This is a genomic window from Streptococcus sp. HMSC064H09 (assembly GCF_001812625.1).
GTDB lineage: Bacteria > Bacillota > Bacilli > Lactobacillales > Streptococcaceae > Streptococcus.
The window spans coordinates 13467-32737 of record NZ_KV809582.1 but is presented as its reverse complement, the minus strand read 5'-3'; the positions used below and the strand labels follow the sequence as shown (position 1 = coordinate 32737).

Below are 19271 nucleotides of genomic sequence, written 5' to 3'. Positions count from 1 at the left end.
ATTATTCTTGTTTAGGATAATTTTGCGGAAAAGATGGATAAATATGCTATAATGATGCCGTATCAAAAATAATAAAGTAGGTCAAGAAAAATGCTCATATATGATGCGGCCTTAAAAACGCCTTACCGGATTCTTGGCATTAACCTCCCTAAGGATAGTCTTTTGCACTTATCTAACCTAGGGCTGGCTGCCGGTGAAATGATTGAGGTGGTAACTAAGACCAAGAACAGTGCTATTATTATCGTAAAGGGGAGTCGCTTAGCCTTTGATGCTTCGATTCTAGATAAGATTGATTTGGCACCTGCAGAGGAAGATCAGGAAAAGATACCTCTTTCTGAATTACCAGTTGGACGTTCGGCTATCGTTACTGCTATTTTTTCAGCAAATGAGACCAAACGGCGTCTTATGGATATGGGAATTACAAAGCGTACTCGAGTCTTATTGCGTAAGGTAGCTCCTTTGGGAGATCCTCTAGAAATTAGTTTGAGAGGGTATGAATTAACCCTACGCAAGTCAGAAGCGCAAATGATTAGTGTGGTCATGCTGGACGAGGGAGAGGAAAAATGACAGAAATTGCATTAATAGGTAATCCTAATAGTGGTAAAACCAGTTTATTCAACTTGATAACAGGGACCAATCAGCGTGTTGGTAACTGGCCGGGTGTTACTGTAGAACGAAAAAGTGGTCTGGTCAAAAAGAATAAGGATTTAGAAATCCAGGATTTACCAGGGATTTACTCAATGTCACCCTATAGCCCTGAAGAAAAGGTAGCGCGTGACTATTTGTTGAGCCAAAGGGCCGAAAGCATTCTAAATGTGGTTGACGCGACTAATTTGGAGCGTAACCTTTATCTGACGACGCAGTTGATTGAGACAGGTATACCAGTCACTTTAGCACTTAACATGAGTGATGTTTTGGAGGCTCAGGGAAAACAGATAAATATTGATAAATTATCTTATCATCTAGGCGTCCCAGTAGTAGCTACTAGTGCTCTCAAACAAACTGGTGTCGATCAGGCAGTGAAGAAGGCAGCTCATACGACGACTTCTACAGTCGGTGACATTGCCTTTCCAATTTATGACGATAAGTTAGAAGCTGCCATCTCACAAATTTTGGAAGTCTTGGGAAATTCGGTGCCACAAAGGTCTGCGCGTTTTTATGCCATTAAACTCTTTGAACACGATGCTTTAGTTGAGGCTGAGCTAGACTTGTCCCCATTCCAACGAAAAGAAATCAAAGATATCATTCGTATCACTGAGGAAATTTTCACAGAAGATGCGGAGTCAATTGTCATTAATGAGCGTTATGCCTTTATTGAACGTGTTTGTCAGATGGCTCAAAGTCATACGGAAGATTTTGCCCTGACCTTGTCAGATAAGATTGATAGGATTGTTACCAACCGTATTTTGGCTTTACCAATTTTCGCAGCAGTTATGTATTTGGTTTATTTCTTATCTATCCAAACTGTTGGAACCATGTGGACAGACTGGGCTAACGATGTGCTTTTTGGTAAGTATGTTCCAGATTTGGTAACTTCTGGTCTTGACTTTCTTCAAGTTCAGGACTGGCTTAAGTCTTTGATTATTGATGGTATCGTCGCTGGGATTGGGACAGTACTAGGATTCCTTCCTCAAATTTTTGTGCTCTTTATCTGTTTGGGTGTGCTTGAGGACATTGGATATATGAGTCGTATTGCCTTTGTTATGGACCGTATTTTCCGACGTTTTGGGCTTTCTGGAAAATCCTTTATTCCCATGTTGATTTCGACAGGTTGCGGGGTTCCAGCGGTTATGTCTAGTCGAACGATTGAAAATGAAAGGGACCGTCGCATTACCATTATGACGGCAACCTTCATGCCTTGTTCGGCCAAGTTGGAAATTATTGCCTTGATTGCTGGAGCTTTCTTCCCTAGTAATTCTTTAGTAGCACCAAGTACCTATTTTATTGGGATGGCTGCTATTATCCTATCGGGTATTGCCCTCAAAAAGACGAGTTTTTTAGGTGGTTTAACCAGTCCGTTTATTATGGAATTGCCTGCCTATCACTGGCCTAAAGCCATGTCAGTCTTGCGTTATGCTTTTGGTAAGGCTATGAGTTTTGTCAAACGTGCGGGAACTATCATTTTTAGTTTGACGGTGCTTATCTGGTTTATGTCTAACTACAACTTTACCCTACATACTGTAGATACGGAAGTTAGCATTTTGGCGACTTTAGGTAAGGGCTTGTCTTGGATTTTTGACCCACTCGGATTTGGAAATTGGAAGGCAACAGTTGCGGCTCTTACAGGTTTAGCTGCCAAGGAGACCGTTGTCGCCACCTTTGGTATTCTCTATCATAATAGCAGTGAGGCGGGTCTCGCTGAGGCTCTACGAGGAGATTATTCTTCCTTAGCTGCCTATTCCTTCTTGATTTTTAACTTGCTTTGTGCACCATGTTTTGCGGCTATTGGAGCTATTAAGCGTGAAATGGCCAATCTGAAATGGACGGTTGGGGCTATCGGTTTCCAAACAGGTCTAGCTTATTGTATGAGTTTAATCCTTTACCAGTTTGGTCAAGTCATCCTGTACGGTAAGTCAATGACAATTTGGACTTTTGTTGCTTTCTTACTTTTAGTAACGATGATTTACTTTGTTGTTCGTAAACCACGTCAGATTAAGGATCAAATCATTAGCTTGGATAATCTTCAAGAAGCTCATATTTAGGTTTAGGAGGAATTGTTATGTCTACCTTTATCATTGCTTTCATTATTTTTGCTTTGGCTGGTCTTGGCATCCGTCACTATATCAAAGGCAAAGGCTCTTGTGGCGATTGCGAGTGTTCTTGTCCGGTTAAGGAAGAAATGCATAAGGCTAATCGCTAATAAAATAATATATAGAAAAATGGTCTCTTATTCATTTAAGAGACCATTTTCTTACGATTGTAAGAAATGTATAAAGGTATCTAGGTTGGAAGTGTGATACTATAAGATAGATAAATAATCTAAATTTTTAACAAAAAAGGGAGATGTATAAGGAATGGTTTTGAACAAAGAGATTGTCCTAATTCATGGGACCTGGTGTGATGGCAATGTTTGGGGAGAATTTGCGACAGGTCTACGTCAAATGGGATATAAGGTTCATACACCTAGCTTTCGTTACCATGACCTACCTTATCAAGAGTGTCTAGCTAAGGTTGGGACTGTTACCCTGCAGGACTATCGAGATGATTTAGTGGCCTTGATTGAAAGTCTTGACCAACCACCACTTATCTTGGGACACTCTTTAGGGTGTTTAGTGGCTCAGATGGTTGCCGAAAAAACAGAAGTAGCTGGTATGATTCTCATGGGACCAGCACCAACAGCAGATATTTTTGCCTTTTATCCAACCATGTTAGCTTGTTTTGGCAAACACTTTTTACGTTGGGGATTTTGGAAAAAAGCCATGCCTCCGTATAAAAAGGAGTTTTTCAAGTATTGCATGAATGAACAAGAGGAATCTTTGAAAGAGGAAGTTTTTGCTGATTTGGTTCCTGAATCAGGAAAAGTTTATACTCAAATGGCCCTCCATTGGTTTGATAAGACAAAAGCAGTTTACGTAGACTTTAGTCGGATTTCATGTCCTGTTCTCGTCATTTCTGGGACTAAGGATAAGATGACTCATCCTAATATTGCCAGAAGAACGGCTAAGAACTACCGTGATTCCGTTCTTGTCTCCTTAACGGGTGCAGATCATATGTATGAAAGTGGCAAATACCAGCAGAAGACCTTGAAGGTTATTAAGGGTTGGAGTCAGCAAAATGATTTTGTGGATTAGTCACGAAAGATAATCAGAAGAAGTTGGAAGGCAATTCCAGCTTTTTTAGTTTTCATTTGAAACGTCTTTTTGAAAATTTAGAAAATTTAGTCACAAAGAGTCCTCACTATGGTATAATTGAAAAAAAGTATGTATTGGAGAACACCCATGGCGATAATAATGGATGGTAAGGCCCTAGCTGCTAAAATGCAGGATCAATTGCAAGAAAAGGTAGCACGTCTTAAAGAAAATGAATGGATTGTGCCTGGACTCGTGGTAATCATGGTTGGTGACAACCCAGCTAGTCAGGTTTATGTGCGCAACAAGGAACGTGCTGCTAAAAAGGCTGGCTTCCATAGCCAGACAGTCAACCTTTCTGAGAGTATCAGCGAGGAAGAATTGATTGAGGTTATTGAACAATATAATCAGGACCCACTTTTCCATGGTATTTTGGTTCAATTGCCATTACCGAATCATATTAATGAAATGCGTATTCTTTTGGCTATTGATCCTAAAAAAGATGTCGATGGTTTCCATCCTATGAATACTGGTAATCTTTGGAATGGTCGCCGTCAAATGGTGCCTTGTACACCGGCTGGGATTATGGAAATCCTTCGTGAGTACAATGTTGAATTGGAAGGTAAGACAGCAGTTATCATTGGACGTAGTAATATTGTTGGTAAACCTATGGCTCAGCTTCTTCTAGAAAAGAATGCTACAGTTACCTTGACCCACTCACGAACACCGCATTTGGCTAAGGTTTGTAGCAAGGCAGATGTCTTGATTGTAGCTATTGGACGTGCAAAATTTGTAACAGAAGAATATGTCAAAGAGGGTGCTGTTGTCATTGATGTGGGAATCAACCGTGATGAAGAAGGCAAACTTTGTGGTGACGTTGATTTTGATCAAGTGAAAGATAAGGTTGGCATGATCACGCCTGTTCCAGGTGGTGTAGGCCCTATGACTATTACTATGTTGATGGAACAGACCTATCAAGCTGCTCTTCGTAGTGCGAAAGGATAGTTTATGAAAGTTGATGACGATGTAGCTAGGCAAGTGATAACACCTCGCTTGAGAGAGTCTCACAAGGGTTCTTACGGTCGAGTGCTTTTAGTTGGTGGGCTTTATCCTTATGGTGGTGCCATCATTATGGCTGCCATAGCTTGTGTCAATAGTGGGGCAGGCTTGGTCACAGTGGCTACGGATCGTGAAAATATCACAGCCCTTCATGCTCATCTCCCTGAAGCCATGGCTTTTGACCTTAGAGAGACTGAAAGATTTCTTGAGAATCTTAGGGCAGCTGATGTGGTATTAATCGGTTCTGGTCTAGGTGAAGGTGGTGTAGCTAGTCAGGCTATGGACTTGGTGCTGGCAAATATTAGGTCAGATCAAAATTTGGTTGTTGATGGTTCAGCTCTCAATCTTTTGGCTAAGAAAAATAAGAAGGACCTACCAGATTGTCACCTTACTCTCACCCCACATCAAAAAGAATGGGAACGCTTGTCTGGTTTAAGGATTCCAGAGCAGACAGTTTCCAACACTCAAAAAGCCTTAGGTGAGTTCCAAGCTGGGACAATCCTGGTTGCCAAGAGTCACAAGACGGCTGTCTATCAAGGTGAAAAAGTAGCTCATTTAGAAGTTGGTGGGCCTTATCAAGCCACAGGAGGAATGGGAGATACCTTAGCTGGTATGATTACTGGTTTTCTGGCCCAGTTCCCTTCAATTGATCGCTATAAGGCTGTCACAGTAGCTACCTGGCTTCACTCAGCTATTGCTGATGATCTGGCTAAAAATGCCTATGTGGTTTTGCCGACACATATCAGTAAAGCCATTCCTAGCTGGATGAAAAAGTTATCATTATAATCTAAAAAACGTGTCTTGTATTGAGGCAAGTTTTTTTCGATTTCGACATTTTTTTAAGATTGCTGAAGCTTATTTGTGATAAAATAAAAGAGAATTTTTATGAGAACATAGAGGAAAAAAAGTGACATCATTTTCGAAAAAACTCAGTCAAAAATGGGAAAAACGGCGCCAAAAACAAAAAGAAAAACGAGCGAACAAACCTAGAAAGCCAGTAAACATTTCACGTCGTGTTTACTTGCTTTTTGGTGTAGTCTTTGTCCTTTTTTTGTTACTTTTTGCACGTTTGACCTATATGCAGGTTTATAACAAATCGTTTTATACTAAGAAATTAGAGGATAATTCTAAGTATACGGTTAGGATTGCAAGTGAACGTGGGCAAATCTTTGATGCTAAGGGGGTCGCTCTTACGACCAACCAGAGTAAGGACGTTATCACCTTTACACGTAGCAATTTGGTGTCATCAGATACTATGAAGAAAGTCGCTGAAAAGTTAGCGACCATGGTAACACTAACGGAGACGAAGGTAACAGCACGCCAGAAACGCGATTTCTATCTAGCGGATTCTGCCACCTACAAACGTGTGGTTAATGATCTTCCAAAGGACAAGAAAACAGATAAGTTTGGTAATAAATTAGCTGAAGCTACTATTTACAACAATGCTGTTGATGCCGTTCCTGATGAAGCAGTGGATTACACTGAGGATGAGCTTAAGATTGTCTACATTTACTCACAGATGAATGCTGTTTCTAATTTCTCAACAGTCACATTGAAAACAGGAGACTTGACGCCTGAACAAATTGCGATTGTAGCAGCTAAACAGAAGGAACTTAATGGTATTACGGTTGCTAAGGATTGGGAGCGTCATACGGTTGATTCAGCCTTGTCTCCTCTCATCGGGAAAGTCTCAAGTTCAGAAGCAGGTTTGCCACAAGAAGATGCCAAGGAATACCTCAAAAAAGGTTATGCCCTTAATGACCGTGTAGGAACTTCTTATCTAGAAAAAGAATACGAGGAGAAGCTACAAGGGAAACATACTGTTCGTGAGATTACAGTAGACAAGGAAGGCGAAGTTGATAGTGATAAAATCACTCAAAAGGGAAGTAAGGGTAACAATCTGCAGTTGACCATCGACCTTGATTTCCAAAAAGGAGTTGAAGATATCCTAGGTCAACAGCTTTCTTCAGAGATTTCAGAGAACAAAGCTACCTATTCTGAAGGAATGTATGCAGTTGTTATGAATGCTGACACTGGTGCTGTACTTGCCATGGCGGGGCAAAAACATGAACAAGGAGCACAAGATTTTAAAGCAAATGCCTTAGGAACAATCACTGATGTCTTTATTCCAGGATCTGTTGTTAAGGGAGCAACCCTAACTGCTGGTTGGCGTTCAGGTGCCATCTATGGAAATCAGGTCTTGACTGACCAACCAATCAACATTGCTGGTTCAGCCTCGATTACGTCTTGGTTTACAGATCAAGGTAGCCGTCCTATTACCGCGACACAGGCTCTAGAATATTCATCAAATACCTATATGGTGCAGATTGCAATCAAACTACTTGGCCAACAATATGTTCCAGGCATGGCCTTGTCGACTGACAATATGGATAAGGCCATGACGACACTTCGTGATACCTACGCTGATTTTGGTATGGGGGTATCTACAGGACTTGATTTGCCTGGAGAATCAGAAGGGTATATTTCTAAGAATTACAATGTAGCCAACGTCTTGACAGAAGCTTTTGGTCAGTACGACTCTTATACAACTATTCAATTGGCTCAATATGTTGCTTCAATTGCAAATGGTGGTAAACGTGTAGCACCTCATATTGTGGGAGGTATTTATGATGCTGGTACTAATGGTAGCTTAGGAACTCTAGCTTCAACGGTAGATACACGTGTATTAAATACCTTACCTCTTGATTCTGAGCAGATGGGGATTATCCAACAAGGCTTTAATGATGTCGTTAATTCCGGTTCTAGCCTTGCGACTGGTAAAGCTATGGCAAGTTCTATCATTCCAATTAGTGGTAAAACAGGGACAGCCGAAACTTATGCAACGGATGCTTCCGGTAACTCTGTAACAACGGTTAACCTTAATGCCGTGGCCTATGCGACTGCCAAAGATGGTACTAAGTTGGCGGTTGGGATTATGTATCCACATGCTCTAGACTGGAAGAGTAAGGCTCATCAAAATGCGGTCAAAGCTATCATGGAACTTTATCAAAATACTCACTAAATATGAAAATCTCTTGTGCCTTGCACGAGGGATTTTTCTGTGATATAGTGTTTGAGTATTTGTTCTTGGGTAAAGACAGATCCATGACAGTGACAAAAGATAAGAGATGAATAAAATCATATAAAGAACAGGAGACCTTCATGCTTTATCCTACTCCAATTGCGAAGCTGATTGATAGTTTTTCAAAACTCCCTGGAATTGGGGCTAAAACAGCGACACGCCTAGCTTTTTATACCATTAGCATGTCTGATGAAGATGTCAATGATTTCGCAAAAAACCTCTTGGCAGCCAAACGTGAATTGACTTATTGTTCGGTCTGTGGTCGTTTGACAGATGATGATCCCTGTAACATTTGTACAGATGAAACGAGAGATCGTACTAAGATTTTGGTTGTTGAAGACTCCAAAGATGTTTCAGCTATGGAAAAGATTCAGGAATACCATGGTCTCTACCATGTGCTTCAAGGGCTTATTTCCCCTATGAATGGTGTTGGACCAGATGATATTAACTTGAAAAGTTTGATTACTCGTCTTATGGATAGCGAGGTTGACGAAGTTATCATTGCTACTAATGCAACAGCAGATGGTGAGGCAACATCTATGTATATTTCACGTGTCCTCAAACCTGCGGGAATCAAGGTGACTCGTTTAGCGCGTGGTTTGGCTGTTGGTTCTGACATCGAGTATGCTGATGAAGTTACCTTGCTAAGAGCTATCGAAAATCGAACAGAACTTTAGGAAAAGTGTTGGTAAGTCCAGCGCTTTTCGTTTGCAGTAAGTAGGTTTCTCATTAAAAATTTGGTAAAATAAAGTAAACGCTTTAATGACGAGGGATCATGATGCAGATTGAAAAGATTTTAAACAACAATGTTGTTCAGGCTTTGGATAATAATGTGGAATACATTGTCATGGGGAAGGGACTGGGCTTTCAAAAGAAGGTCGGAGACTTTGTTGATAAGGAAAAGATTGAAAAGACTTTTGTTTTGGAAAATACAGAGGCAGTAGATGAATGGTATCGTGTTTATGTCAATTTGCCTGAAGGTGAAATGCAGGTCTTTTTGAATATCCTTACTTTTGCTGAAGCTGTCTTACAAACCAAGTTTGACCCCTCTTTTTTCATCGCCCTTGCTGACCACCTACATTACGCCATTGAAAGAAGTGGAGAAGGTATTTCTCTGCAGAATCCCTTGGCTTGGGAGGTTCGAAAATTTTACCCTCGGGAGTATGAGATTGGAAAACAAGCTCTTCGTTTGATTGTCAAGGATTTAGAAGTTAAATTGGCAGATGATGAGGCTGCCTCTGTCGCTTTACATTTTGTCAATGCACAAAAGGATGCGGGTCTCCATGAAAAAGACCGACAGATGACTCAAATTGTGGTTGGGATTAGTGACATTGTCCGTTTTCATTTTGGTTGTGATTTGGAGGAGGATAGTTTCTCTTATAACCGATTTATTACACATCTTCGCTATCTAGCGCAACGGATTGTGAGTGGGGTTAGTGGTGGTAAAAATGATGCTTTTCTTTACGAGCAGGTTAGGGTAAATTATCCAGAATCCTTTATCTGTACCCAAAAGATTGCTAACTATATTAAGACAGGTTATACTTTTGAATTGAGTTTGGACGAACAGGTCTATTTAACCATTCATATTCAACGTCTTAAGGATAGTTTGGATAAGTAAGCGATTCACGGAGAGGCCATACAAAAAGCAGACAGTTAGGCTTAAGTCTGCTTTTTCTGTGTCCTTATGGTATAATGAGGTGATTAATATTAAACTAAAAATACTCAAAGTTAGGATTCTATGTATTTGAGTATTTCTATAAAAAGCTAATGAGTTAGTGAAAGGAAGCGAGCGGTTCTGTGCTTGAAGTGAGCATAGCCGTTCCTAAAGAATCTTATGTATATTGAAATGATTGACGAGACTGGACAAGTCTCTGAGAAATTAAAAGAACAAACCTTGGAGTTGCTAGATTTTGCAGCACAAAAACTTGGCAAGGAAGACAAGGAAATGGCTGTTACATTTGTAACCAACGAACGCAGCCACGAACTAAACTTGGAATATCGTGATACAGACCGTCCAACGGATGTCATTAGTTTGGAATATAAGCCTGAGTTAGATATTAGCTTTGATGAGGAAGAGTTGGCTGAAAATCCTGAATTAGCTGAAATGATGGGAGAGTTTGATAGTTATATCGGTGAACTCTTTATTTCTGTTGATAAGGCTCACGAGCAAGCTGAGGATTATGGACATAGTTTTGAACGTGAGATGGGTTTCTTGGCTGTTCACGGTTTTCTCCATATCAATGGCTATGACCATTACACCCCAGAAGAAGAAGCGGAAATGTTTGGATTACAGGAAGAAATTTTGACTGCTTATGGACTTACGCGACAATAATCCACAAAAAAAGTGGAAAAATAGAGAATTTACAGCTAGTTTTGAGTTTGCTCTGACAGGAATAATAACGGCTTTCAAAGAAGAACGCAATATGCGCAAGCACTTGGTTTCAGCTATCTTGGTGGTATTGGCTGGCTTAATCTTTCGTGTGTCTGCGACAGAATGGCTCTTTCTTTTGATGGCAGTTTTTCTCGTAATAGCCCTAGAGATTGTTAATTCTGCCATTGAAAATGTTGTCGATTTAGCTAGTAATTATCACTTTTCAATGCTAGCCAAAAATGCCAAGGATATGGCCGCTGGAGCTGTTTTAGTGGTTTCTTGTTATGCAGTCATTACGGGGATGATTGTTTTCATACCTAAAATTTGGCACTTAATTTTCAATTAAAACGAAATAGGAAAGAAGTTATATGACATTTAAATCAGGATTTGTGGCTATTCTCGGCCGTCCTAATGTAGGAAAATCAACGTTTTTGAACCATGTTATGGGGCAAAAGATTGCTATCATGAGTGATAAGGCTCAAACAACCCGCAATAAAATTATGGGAATTTACACAACCGATAAGGAACAGATTGTCTTTATCGATACCCCAGGGATTCACAAGCCTAAGACGGCTCTTGGGGATTTTATGGTGGAATCTGCTTATTCAACCCTTCGTGAGGTTGATACAGTCCTCTTTATGGTACCAGCGGATGAGCCTCGTGGTAAGGGTGATAATATGATTATCGAACGCCTCAAACAAGCTAAAGTTCCAGTTATCTTGGTAATCAATAAGATTGACAAGGTCCATCCAGATCAGCTCCTAGAGCAGATTGACGATTTCCATACACAAATGGATTTCAAGGAGATTATTCCGATATCTGCCCTCCAAGGGAACAATGTTTCCCACCTTGTGGATGTCTTGAGTGATAACCTTGAGGAAGGGTTCCAATATTTCCCAGCGGACCAAATCACCGATCACCCTGAGCGTTTCTTGGTATCAGAAATGATTCGTGAAAAAGTCCTTCAGTTGACACGTGAAGAAATTCCACACTCCGTTGCGGTTGTCATTGATGAGATGAAGCGTGATGAAGACACGGATAAGATTCATATTCGTGCGACAATCATGGTTGAGCGTGACAGCCAAAAAGGTATTGTTATTGGTAAACAAGGTTCCATGCTCAAGAAAATTGGTACCCTTGCTCGTAAAGATATTGAAGTCATGCTTGGGGACAAGGTCTTCCTTGAAACCTGGGTTAAGGTTAAGAAAAATTGGCGTGATAAAAAACTTGATTTGGCCGATTTTGGTTACAATGAAAAAGAATATTAAAAAGCTGGGCACTTGCTCGGCTTTCTTGCTAGAAGGAGGAGCAGATGCCTGAGTTACCTGAGGTAGAAACTGTTAGACGAGGTTTAGAAAGGTTAGTAGTAGGTCGGACTATTTTGTCGCTTGAGGTCAAGGTTCCAAAAATGATTAAGACCTCCTACGATAGTTTTTTGACTGATTTACCTGGTCAAACCATTCAAGCCCTGCGACGAAGAGGCAAGTACTTGATTTTTGACTTTGGACAGTTGATTATGATTTCCCACTTGCGTATGGAGGGAAAATACCTGCTGTTTACAGATCAAGTTCCTACCAACAAGCATTTTCACTTATTTTTTAAGTTAGATGATGGCTCCACCCTCGTCTATCAAGATGTCCGCAAGTTTGGAACCTTTGATTTATTGACTAAAAGTCAAGAGGAGGCTTATTTTACAAGGAAAAAGCTTGGTCCTGAGCCTACTAAGAAGGCCTTCAAATACGCCTCGTTTGAGAGAGCCTTGATGAGTTCTGCAAAGCCCATTAAAAGTCTCCTCTTGGAGCAAAAATTGGTGGCTGGTCTAGGAAATATCTATGTTGATGAGGTGCTTTGGGCAGCCAAGGTTCATCCTGAAACGCCAGCAAAGGAACTCAGCAAGGCAGCCATGAAGCGGGTCCATGATCAAACGATTGCCATTTTACAGCTTGGCATTGAAAAAGGCGGCTCAACCATAAGGACCTATCGTAATGCCCTTGGTGAGGACGGAACCATGCAGAACTATTTGCAGGTTTACGGAAAAACGGGACAGCCTTGTCCACGCTGCGCAAGCACAATTGAGAAAATCAAGTTAGGAGGGAGAGGGACACATTTGTGTCCTCATTGTCAGAAACGATGATTATTGGGTTAACAGGTGGTATTGCTTCAGGAAAATCAACGGTTGTTGAAATGATTAAAGAGGCAGGTTACAAGGTCATTGATGCTGATCAGCTTGTCCACGATATGCAGGCCAAAGGAGGCCGTTTGTATCGTGCCTTGCTTGATTGGTTGGGAGAGGGGATTCTCCTTCCTAATGGAGAATTGAATCGTCCTAAACTAGGGCAACTGATTTTTTCGAATGAGGAGATGAGACATCGGTCTGCTGAGATTCAAGGGACAATTATTCGAGAGGAACTAGCAACTCAAAGGGATTGTTTGGCCAAGAAAGAAGATGTTTTTTTCATGGATATTCCCTTACTTATTGAGAATGGGTATCAGGAATGGTTTGACCAGATTTGGTTGGTGGCAGTGTTACCTGAGGTCCAGCGCCAACGCTTGATGAAACGTAATCACTTAAGTTCAAAGGAAGCTAGTATGCGTATCGCTAGCCAGATGTCTTTAGAAGAGAAAAAGCCGTATGCTAGTTTGGTTCTTGATAATAACGGTAGTCTCGATGATTTGAAGGAGAAAGTGAAGAGCGCAATAAATGATTTACCTAGCTCCTCATAGCTAGTCATTGTGATATAATGGATAGTGAATTTTAGAAAGAAGATGATTATTTGCGCCAAAAAGAGCTTAAAAGTACTGATTGGCAACGTAACCTTAAAATTGCATGGATAGGAACCTTTTTTACTGGAGCTAGTTTCTCCATTGTTATGCCTTTCATGGCCCTCTACATTGAGGAATTAGGTGTTAAAGGAGACATGGTTGAATGGTATACTGGTTTGTCTGTTGCCATCTCTGCTTTAGCCTCGGCCCTGGTTTCTCCTATTTGGGGACGCTTGGCTGACCGTTATGGCCGAAAGCCCATGATGATTAGAGCCAGCATGGTGATGACTTTTACAATGGGAGGTCTTGCCTTAGTCCCAAATGTTTTCTGGCTGCTTTTCTTAAGAACGCTGAATGGTTTGTTTGCGGGGTATGTTCCAAATGCCACAGCTTTAATTGCTAGCCAGGTTCCTCAGAACCGTTCTGGCTATGCCCTGGGGACCTTATCTACGGGTCTAACGGCAGGTGTTCTGATTGGCCCTTTGTTAGGTGGTACCTTGTCTGAGGCGTTTGGTATGAGAGGGACCTTTTTATTGGTGGGCCTCATTCTATTTATCTGCTGCCTCTTAACTGTCTTTGGTTTGCGAGAGAATTTTCAACCTATCGAAAAGGGAGAGATGATGACTCTTTCTCAGGTTTTTGCGAAAATTCCCAGCAAATCTATGTTGATTGGCCTTTTTGTGACCAGTATGATTATCCAGATTTCTGCCCAATCGATTGCACCTATGTTGGCCCTTTATATTCGTTATTTAGGTCAGAGGGACAATATCCTTTTTTACTCAGGTTTAATTGTTTCTGCTATGGGCTTCTCTAGTCTCTTGAGTACCCCTTTTCTGGGAAAATTAGGAGACCGTATTGGGAATCATCGCTTGCTTTTAATAGGACTATTTTATAGCTTCCTCTTGTATTTCCTCTGTGGTTTTGCCGGTTCAGCCTTGCAATTGGGTATCTTACGTTTTGCCTATGGCTTCGGTGTGGGTGCCCTTATGCCTAGTGTCAATTCTTTATTGACCAAGATGACACCCAAGGAAGGAATCTCAAGAATATTTAGCTTTAATCAAAGCTTTTCATACATTGGACAAGTTTTAGGTCCTTTTGTTGGTTCAGCAGTTGCGACTGGGCTAGGTTATCGCTGGGTCTTCTTTGTGACCGCAATGATTGTCTTTGGAAATTTTGTCTGGTCTTTAATCATCTTTAGAAAATCGCTAGGAGTCAAGAATATAGGTGAGAGTTAAAATCAATTTAAAGTGTAGTGAATGTGGGAGCATCAACTATCTCACAAGTAAAAATAAACAAAATCATCCTGAGAAAATTCAGGTACCCAAATTCTGCCCCAAGGATAGAAAAGTAACCTTACATGTTGAATCTTAAAGGGTTCTATGGTAGAATAAAAAGGACTTTTTCGGAGGAATAACTATGTACGACTTATTATTAACGCTGCTCTTGGTGATGTCAGCTATTATTGTGATTGCGGTATTCATGCAGCCACAAAAGAATCCAAGTAGCAATGTCTTTGATGGTGGTGGGTCAGAAGCACTATTTGAACGTAGTAAACCACGTGGTTTTGAAGCCTTTATGCAACGCTTTACAGGAATCATGGTTTTTCTATGGATTGTAGATGCAATCGTCCTTTCCATTCTCTCAAGTAAGTAATGAGCTGACTGAGGTTGGCTCATTTTTTGCGTTATAGTCAATAAATAAAAGAAAAGGAAATCATGAAAGAATCTATTATAAATTATTTGAAGGAGCATGGGAAATCCAGTGTAAACGACATTGCCCAGGCTCTTAATCATGCTGGGGGAGAAAAGTTTCCTCAGCTCATCAAGGCCATATCAGCCATGGAAAGTAAGGGGCAGTTGCGTTTTAATCGAGATGGCTCTGTTTCCTTGCGTCCTAAGAAAGAAAATCCAAATCAGGTGACTGTTGAAGGTGTTTTCCGTGCCAATAAGAACGGTTTTGGTTTCTTGCATGTCGATGACAGTGAAGATGATATGTTCATTGGTCGTAATGATGTTGGCCATGCCATTGATGGTGATACTGTTGCTGTTGTTATCAAGAAGCCAGCGGATCGTTTGCGTGGGACAGCAGCGGAAGCACGAGTTGTTGAAATTGTAGAACGTTCGCTTAAGACTGTTGTAGGGAAATTTATCCTTAGCGACGAGAAAGAACCTTATGCTGGTTACATTAAGTCTAAAAATCAGAAAATTCAGCAGCCAATTTATATTAAGAAAGAACCAGTTGCCCTAGACGGTACTGAAATTATCAAGGTTGATATTGAAAAATACCCTAACCGTCACTATGATTATTTCGTAGGAAGTGTTCGTGACATTATTGGTCATCAAGGGGATGCTGGTATTGATGTCTTGGAAGTCTTAGAATCAATGGATATTGTTTCAGAGTTCCCAGAGGATGTCATGGCGGAAGCAGAAGCTGTACCAGATGCACCTAGTCAGGAAGACCTCCTTGGTCGTGTTGACCTTCGTCAAGAGGTGACCTTTACTATTGATGGAGCTGATGCTAAGGACTTGGATGATGCGGTCCATATTAAACGTTTGCCAAATGGTAATTTTGAGCTTGGTGTTCATATTGCCGATGTGTCCTACTATGTCACTGAAGGTTCAGCTCTTAACCGTGAGGCCGTAGCACGTGGGACTTCGGTTTATGTGACAGATCGTGTGGTGCCAATGTTGCCTGAGCGTCTTTCAAATGGTATTTGTTCACTAAATCCCAATGTTGATTGCTTGACTCAGTCAGCCATTATGGAGATTACTCCAAAAGGTAAGGTGGTTAATCATAAGATTTGCCAATCTGTGATTAATACAACCTTCCGTATGACCTACAGTGATGTCAATGAGATGTTGGCTGGAAATCCAGATAAGATTGAGCAGTTTAAGCCAATCATGGACTCTGTATCAGCTATGGCAGAACTACATAAGATTTTAGAAGACATGCGTGAGCGTCGTGGTGCCCTTAACTTTGATACATCTGAAGCTCGTATCTTGGTAAATGAGAAGGGGATGCCAGTGGATATCGTGGTGCGTGAACGTGGAACAGCCGAGCGAATGATTGAATCCTTCATGTTGGCTGCCAATGAATGTGTGGCAGAGCATTTCGCTAAGGCTAAGTTGCCATTTATCTACCGTATCCACGAAGAGCCAAAAGCTGAGAAATTACAACGCTTCATGGATTATGCCTCTATCTTTGGTGTTCAAATCAAAGGAACTGCCAATAAGATGGATCAACTAGACTTGCAAGAGTTCATGGCGCGAGTTCAAGGCAAACCTGGAGCAGAGGTCATGAACATGATGTTGCTTCGTTCAATGCAACAAGCCCGCTATTCAGAACACAATCATGGGCACTATGGACTTGCGGCTCAGTATTATACCCACTTTACTAGTCCAATCCGTCGTTACCCAGACCTCTTGGTTCACCGAATGATTCGTGAGTACACTAACAATATGTCTCAAGAAACGCGTGAACATTTTGAAGAGGTTATTCCTGAGTTAGCGACATCATCTTCAACCCTTGAACGCCGTGCCATTGATGCCGAACGTGTCGTTGAAGCGATGAAAAAAGCGGAATACATGGAAGAGTTTGTTGGTCAAGAATTCGACGGTATTGTTGGAAGTGTGGTTAAATTCGGTATGTTTGTGGAATTGCCAAATACCATCGAAGGTTTGGTTCACATCACGACCCTTCCAGAATTTTACAATTACAATGAACGTACCATGACACTTCAGGGTGAAAAAACTGGTAAGACTTTCCGAGTTGGTCAGCCTATCCGTGTCAAATTAACACGTGCGGATAAGGAAACAGGAGACATTGACTTCCAATACCTTCCAAGCGAGTATGATGTTACTGAAAAAGTAGATCACAAGGCACGTCAGGAACGTGAAGAGAAGGCTAAGTCCTTCCGTAATAGAGGTCCACGTCGTGACCGTCAAAATGGAGACTTCGAACGTCGTGGTAAACGTGGGGATAACCGTAATCGTCAAGATGGTAATGGTCGTAAAGGCTCTTATGACGAAAAACGTAAGTCATCTAAGAAACCAGACAAACGTAAAAATCAAAACCGTCCTCATAATGATAACAAGGGACGTGAGAGTGGCCGTCGTAAGAAGAAAGGGAACAAACCTTTCTACAAGGACGTTGCTAAAAAACGAAAATAGGATGAGAATGGAGGGACTGCTATGCCAAAGGGTGAAGGCAATGTTGTTGCTCAGAATAAAAAGGCTAGACATGACTATAGTATCGTTGATACTATTGAAGCGGGTATCGTACTGACAGGGACAGAGATTAAGTCTGTTCGTGCGGCCCGCATCCAACTTAAAGATGGCTATGCCCAAATCAAAAATGGTGAGGCCTGGTTAATCAATGTCCATATTGCTCCTTTTGAGCAAGGAAATATTTGGAATCAAGATCCAGACCGTACGAGAAAGTTGTTGCTTAAGAAAAAGCAAATCACCAAACTTCAAAATGATCTTAAGGGTACAGGAATGACCCTAGTTCCTCTTAAGGTCTACCTAAAAAACGGTTTTGCCAAGGTATTGCTCGGTATTGCCAAAGGGAAACACGATTACGATAAACGTGAGTCTATCAAGCGTCGTGAACAAGAGCGTGATATTAAACGTATTATCAAGAGTGTTAACCGTTAAACCGCCTATCATCTAAGACTACTATAGTCCTAGATGATTTTTTGTTTTTGGCTTTAAGACATGATATAATGAGAGTACCATGTGGTCTTTAGTTAGGATACTAGCTATACCTGACTCTAGCTGTGATACTGTAAAGGAGATTAGCGATGCCAGTAGATGCTAAAACAAAATACAAGGCCAAGAAGACTAAGATTGTTTTCTTTGACATTGACGACACCCTTCGTGTCAAAAAGACAGGCTACATTCCTGAGTCTATTAAGGCTGTTTTCAAAGCGCTTAAAGAAAAAGGAATTTTGACGGGGATTGCCACAGGACGTGGCTACTATGGTGTCGTTGAGGACATTCGAGACTTAGAGCCCGATTATTTTGTAACCATCAATGGAACTTATGTGATTAATCGAAAAGGCGAAGAAATTTATAACCAGCCCCTAGCTCGTGAGGTTACAGAAGCCTTTGTTGCTTGGTGCAAGGAGATTGGGATTGCTTGGGGCTTTGCTGGTAAGGATAAGCCAGTTGTTTCTGAGCGTTCAGATTTGATTGATGATGCTATGAAACCAGTCTATGGTCTTTGTGATGTGGAGCCAGACTTCCACTTGTCGAACGATGTTTACCATATGTGGACTTTTGCGGAAAATGATGGTGAGCTTGAGTTACCAGAAGAACTTGCGACACATGTCCGCTTGGTGCCTTGGCACGAACACTCCTCTGACGTCGTAGCAAATGGTATCTCAAAAGCATCTGGTGTCGAGCATGTCTTGGAGCACGAAAACCTTAAACCGGTCAATGCTATGATGTTTGGTGATGGTCCAAACGATATGGAAATCTTTGACTATGTTGGACTTAAGATTGCCATGGGTAACGCTACACCAGAATTGAAAGAAAAAGCAGATTACGTTACAGGAACAGTAGAAGAAGATGGCATTTTCAATGCCTTGGAGGAACTCGGATTGGTAGAAAAAGAACTTCATTTCCCACAACTTGACTTGGATGCAGTAGAAGGTCCAGTCGTAACAATTAAAACAAACCATGGTGATTTGGTCATCAAACTTTTCCCTGATCATGCACCATTAGCAGTTACTAACTTTGTCAATTTGGCCAAGAGTGGCTACTATGACGGTGTGATTTTCCACCGTATTATCAAGGACTTTATGATTCAAGGTGGTGACCCAACTGGTACTGGTATGGGTGGTGAGTCAAGTTTCGGTGGTAGCTTCCAGGATGAATTTTCTGAAGAACTCTATAACCTCCGTGGTGCGCTTTCTATGGCCAATGCTGGACCAGATACTAATGGTAGCCAGTTCTTCATCGTTCAAACGCCTGAAATTCCTTATGCTAAAAAGGAACTCGAACGTGGTGGTTGGCCAGCACCAATCGCGGAAGCTTATGCTGAAAATGGTGGAACACCTCACCTAGACCGTCGTCACACAGTCTTTGGTCAATTGGTGGATGAAGACTCTTACAAGGTGCTTGATGAGATTGCCAATGTTGAGGTTGGAGCTCAAGATAAGCCACTTGAGGATGTTGTGATTGAAACAGTTGAGGTAGCAGACTAA

Annotated in this window: 20 protein-coding genes; all 20 read left to right on the top strand. The window is 41.3% G+C overall.

Translation table 11 applies throughout. The features are described from left to right. The first annotated feature begins 90 nt into the window (after positions 1 to 90). The 20 genes from HMPREF2867_RS05645 (at position 91) to HMPREF2867_RS05560 (ending at position 19271) form a co-directional block, all read left to right on the top strand. On the top strand, positions 91 to 567 hold the full coding sequence (locus tag HMPREF2867_RS05645; RefSeq protein ID WP_070576363.1) for a ferrous iron transport protein A: 477 nt from the start codon (positions 91 to 93) through the stop codon (positions 565 to 567). Further along, on the top strand, positions 564 to 2702 hold the full coding sequence (gene feoB, locus HMPREF2867_RS05640) for a ferrous iron transport protein B (RefSeq protein WP_070576360.1): 2139 nt from the start codon (positions 564 to 566) through the stop codon (positions 2700 to 2702). The genes HMPREF2867_RS05645 and feoB overlap by 4 nt, the downstream gene beginning before the upstream one ends. Before the next feature lie 17 nt (positions 2703 to 2719). Then, positions 2720 to 2860 (top strand): FeoB-associated Cys-rich membrane protein, encoded by a 141-nt coding sequence (locus HMPREF2867_RS10995; RefSeq protein ID WP_002890392.1) that lies wholly within the window; start codon positions 2720 to 2722, stop codon positions 2858 to 2860. Between the two features lie 154 nt (positions 2861 to 3014). Then, on the top strand, positions 3015 to 3791 hold the full coding sequence (locus HMPREF2867_RS05635) for an alpha/beta fold hydrolase (RefSeq protein ID WP_070576357.1): 777 nt from the start codon (positions 3015 to 3017) through the stop codon (positions 3789 to 3791). Positions 3792 to 3938: 147 nt separating this feature from the next. Beyond that, positions 3939 to 4793: a bifunctional methylenetetrahydrofolate dehydrogenase/methenyltetrahydrofolate cyclohydrolase gene (locus tag HMPREF2867_RS05630; protein ID WP_070576355.1), complete on the top strand. Its 855-nt coding sequence runs from the start codon at positions 3939 to 3941 to the stop codon at positions 4791 to 4793. A gap of 3 nt (positions 4794 to 4796) precedes the next feature. Next, the gene (locus HMPREF2867_RS05625; RefSeq protein ID WP_070576352.1) at positions 4797 to 5633 is read left to right on the top strand and encodes an NAD(P)H-hydrate dehydratase; all 837 of its coding nucleotides are present in this window, start codon (positions 4797 to 4799) and stop codon (positions 5631 to 5633) included. Positions 5634 to 5754: 121 nt separating this feature from the next. Beyond that, positions 5755 to 7869: a penicillin-binding protein PBP2B gene (gene pbp2b / locus HMPREF2867_RS05620; RefSeq protein ID WP_070576349.1), complete on the top strand. Its 2115-nt coding sequence runs from the start codon at positions 5755 to 5757 to the stop codon at positions 7867 to 7869. Between the two features lie 140 nt (positions 7870 to 8009). Next, positions 8010 to 8606, top strand: coding sequence for a recombination mediator RecR (recR, locus tag HMPREF2867_RS05615; protein WP_070576346.1), 597 nt, complete (start codon positions 8010 to 8012; stop codon positions 8604 to 8606). 101 nt (positions 8607 to 8707) lie between these two features. Further along, complete coding sequence (licT, locus tag HMPREF2867_RS05610; RefSeq protein WP_070576343.1) at positions 8708 to 9547, top strand: BglG family transcription antiterminator LicT; 840 nt, start codon at positions 8708 to 8710, stop codon at positions 9545 to 9547. Between the two features lie 216 nt (positions 9548 to 9763). After that, positions 9764 to 10261, top strand: a complete 498-nt coding sequence (gene ybeY, locus HMPREF2867_RS05605) for an rRNA maturation RNase YbeY (protein ID WP_002890437.1) — start codon at positions 9764 to 9766, stop codon at positions 10259 to 10261. Continuing rightward, positions 10242 to 10646, top strand: coding sequence for a diacylglycerol kinase family protein (locus HMPREF2867_RS05600; protein WP_002890438.1), 405 nt, complete (start codon positions 10242 to 10244; stop codon positions 10644 to 10646). Before ybeY ends, HMPREF2867_RS05600 begins: the two co-directional genes overlap by 20 nt. Positions 10647 to 10668: 22 nt before the next feature. Next, positions 10669 to 11568 (top strand): GTPase Era, encoded by a 900-nt coding sequence (gene era, locus HMPREF2867_RS05595; RefSeq protein WP_070576340.1) that lies wholly within the window; start codon positions 10669 to 10671, stop codon positions 11566 to 11568. A gap of 44 nt (positions 11569 to 11612) precedes the next feature. Continuing rightward, positions 11613 to 12434, top strand: coding sequence for a DNA-formamidopyrimidine glycosylase (gene mutM, locus HMPREF2867_RS05590; protein WP_070576338.1), 822 nt, complete (start codon positions 11613 to 11615; stop codon positions 12432 to 12434). Continuing rightward, on the top strand, positions 12431 to 13024 hold the full coding sequence (gene coaE / locus HMPREF2867_RS05585; RefSeq protein ID WP_070576335.1) for a dephospho-CoA kinase: 594 nt from the start codon (positions 12431 to 12433) through the stop codon (positions 13022 to 13024). The genes mutM and coaE overlap by 4 nt, the downstream gene beginning before the upstream one ends. Before the next feature lie 50 nt (positions 13025 to 13074). Further along, complete coding sequence (locus HMPREF2867_RS05580; RefSeq protein ID WP_070576332.1) at positions 13075 to 14298, top strand: multidrug efflux MFS transporter; 1224 nt, start codon at positions 13075 to 13077, stop codon at positions 14296 to 14298. Then, the gene (rpmG, locus tag HMPREF2867_RS10990; RefSeq protein WP_002890443.1) at positions 14288 to 14434 is read left to right on the top strand and encodes a 50S ribosomal protein L33; all 147 of its coding nucleotides are present in this window, start codon (positions 14288 to 14290) and stop codon (positions 14432 to 14434) included. Before HMPREF2867_RS05580 ends, rpmG begins: the two co-directional genes overlap by 11 nt. 45 nt (positions 14435 to 14479) lie before the next feature. Then, positions 14480 to 14716, top strand: coding sequence for a preprotein translocase subunit SecG (gene secG / locus HMPREF2867_RS05575; RefSeq protein WP_002886135.1), 237 nt, complete (start codon positions 14480 to 14482; stop codon positions 14714 to 14716). 62 nt (positions 14717 to 14778) lie between these two features. Next, on the top strand, positions 14779 to 17232 hold the full coding sequence (rnr, locus tag HMPREF2867_RS05570; RefSeq protein WP_070576329.1) for a ribonuclease R: 2454 nt from the start codon (positions 14779 to 14781) through the stop codon (positions 17230 to 17232). Between the two features lie 21 nt (positions 17233 to 17253). Further along, the gene (smpB, locus tag HMPREF2867_RS05565) at positions 17254 to 17718 is read left to right on the top strand and encodes an SsrA-binding protein SmpB (RefSeq protein WP_002885905.1); all 465 of its coding nucleotides are present in this window, start codon (positions 17254 to 17256) and stop codon (positions 17716 to 17718) included. A gap of 146 nt (positions 17719 to 17864) precedes the next feature. Beyond that, the gene (locus HMPREF2867_RS05560) at positions 17865 to 19271 is read left to right on the top strand and encodes a Cof-type HAD-IIB family hydrolase (protein ID WP_070576327.1); all 1407 of its coding nucleotides are present in this window, start codon (positions 17865 to 17867) and stop codon (positions 19269 to 19271) included.

Bases quoted from the DNA above. Each gene is read 5' to 3' on its own strand.
- feoB (WP_070576360.1), top strand. From the start codon at position 564: ATGACAGAAATTGCATTAATAGGTAATCCTAATAGTGGTAAAACCAGT.
- HMPREF2867_RS05560 (WP_070576327.1), top strand. From the start codon at position 17,865: ATGCCAGTAGATGCTAAAACAAAATACAAGGCCAAGAAGACTAAGATT.
- HMPREF2867_RS05630 (WP_070576355.1), top strand. From the start codon at position 3,939: ATGGCGATAATAATGGATGGTAAGGCCCTAGCTGCTAAAATGCAGGAT.
- HMPREF2867_RS05645 (WP_070576363.1), top strand. From the start codon at position 91: ATGCTCATATATGATGCGGCCTTAAAAACGCCTTACCGGATTCTTGGC.
- rnr (WP_070576329.1), top strand. From the start codon at position 14,779: ATGAAAGAATCTATTATAAATTATTTGAAGGAGCATGGGAAATCCAGT.
- HMPREF2867_RS05635 (WP_070576357.1), top strand. From the start codon at position 3,015: ATGGTTTTGAACAAAGAGATTGTCCTAATTCATGGGACCTGGTGTGAT.
- era (WP_070576340.1), top strand. From the start codon at position 10,669: ATGACATTTAAATCAGGATTTGTGGCTATTCTCGGCCGTCCTAATGTA.
- recR (WP_070576346.1), top strand. From the start codon at position 8,010: ATGCTTTATCCTACTCCAATTGCGAAGCTGATTGATAGTTTTTCAAAA.
- HMPREF2867_RS05625 (WP_070576352.1), top strand. From the start codon at position 4,797: ATGAAAGTTGATGACGATGTAGCTAGGCAAGTGATAACACCTCGCTTG.
- secG (WP_002886135.1), top strand. From the start codon at position 14,480: ATGTACGACTTATTATTAACGCTGCTCTTGGTGATGTCAGCTATTATT.
- coaE (WP_070576335.1), top strand. From the start codon at position 12,431: ATGATTATTGGGTTAACAGGTGGTATTGCTTCAGGAAAATCAACGGTT.
- smpB (WP_002885905.1), top strand. From the start codon at position 17,254: ATGCCAAAGGGTGAAGGCAATGTTGTTGCTCAGAATAAAAAGGCTAGA.
- HMPREF2867_RS05600 (WP_002890438.1), top strand. From the start codon at position 10,242: ATGGACTTACGCGACAATAATCCACAAAAAAAGTGGAAAAATAGAGAA.
- ybeY (WP_002890437.1), top strand. From the start codon at position 9,764: ATGTATATTGAAATGATTGACGAGACTGGACAAGTCTCTGAGAAATTA.
- licT (WP_070576343.1), top strand. From the start codon at position 8,708: ATGCAGATTGAAAAGATTTTAAACAACAATGTTGTTCAGGCTTTGGAT.
- mutM (WP_070576338.1), top strand. From the start codon at position 11,613: ATGCCTGAGTTACCTGAGGTAGAAACTGTTAGACGAGGTTTAGAAAGG.
- HMPREF2867_RS10995 (WP_002890392.1), top strand. From the start codon at position 2,720: ATGTCTACCTTTATCATTGCTTTCATTATTTTTGCTTTGGCTGGTCTT.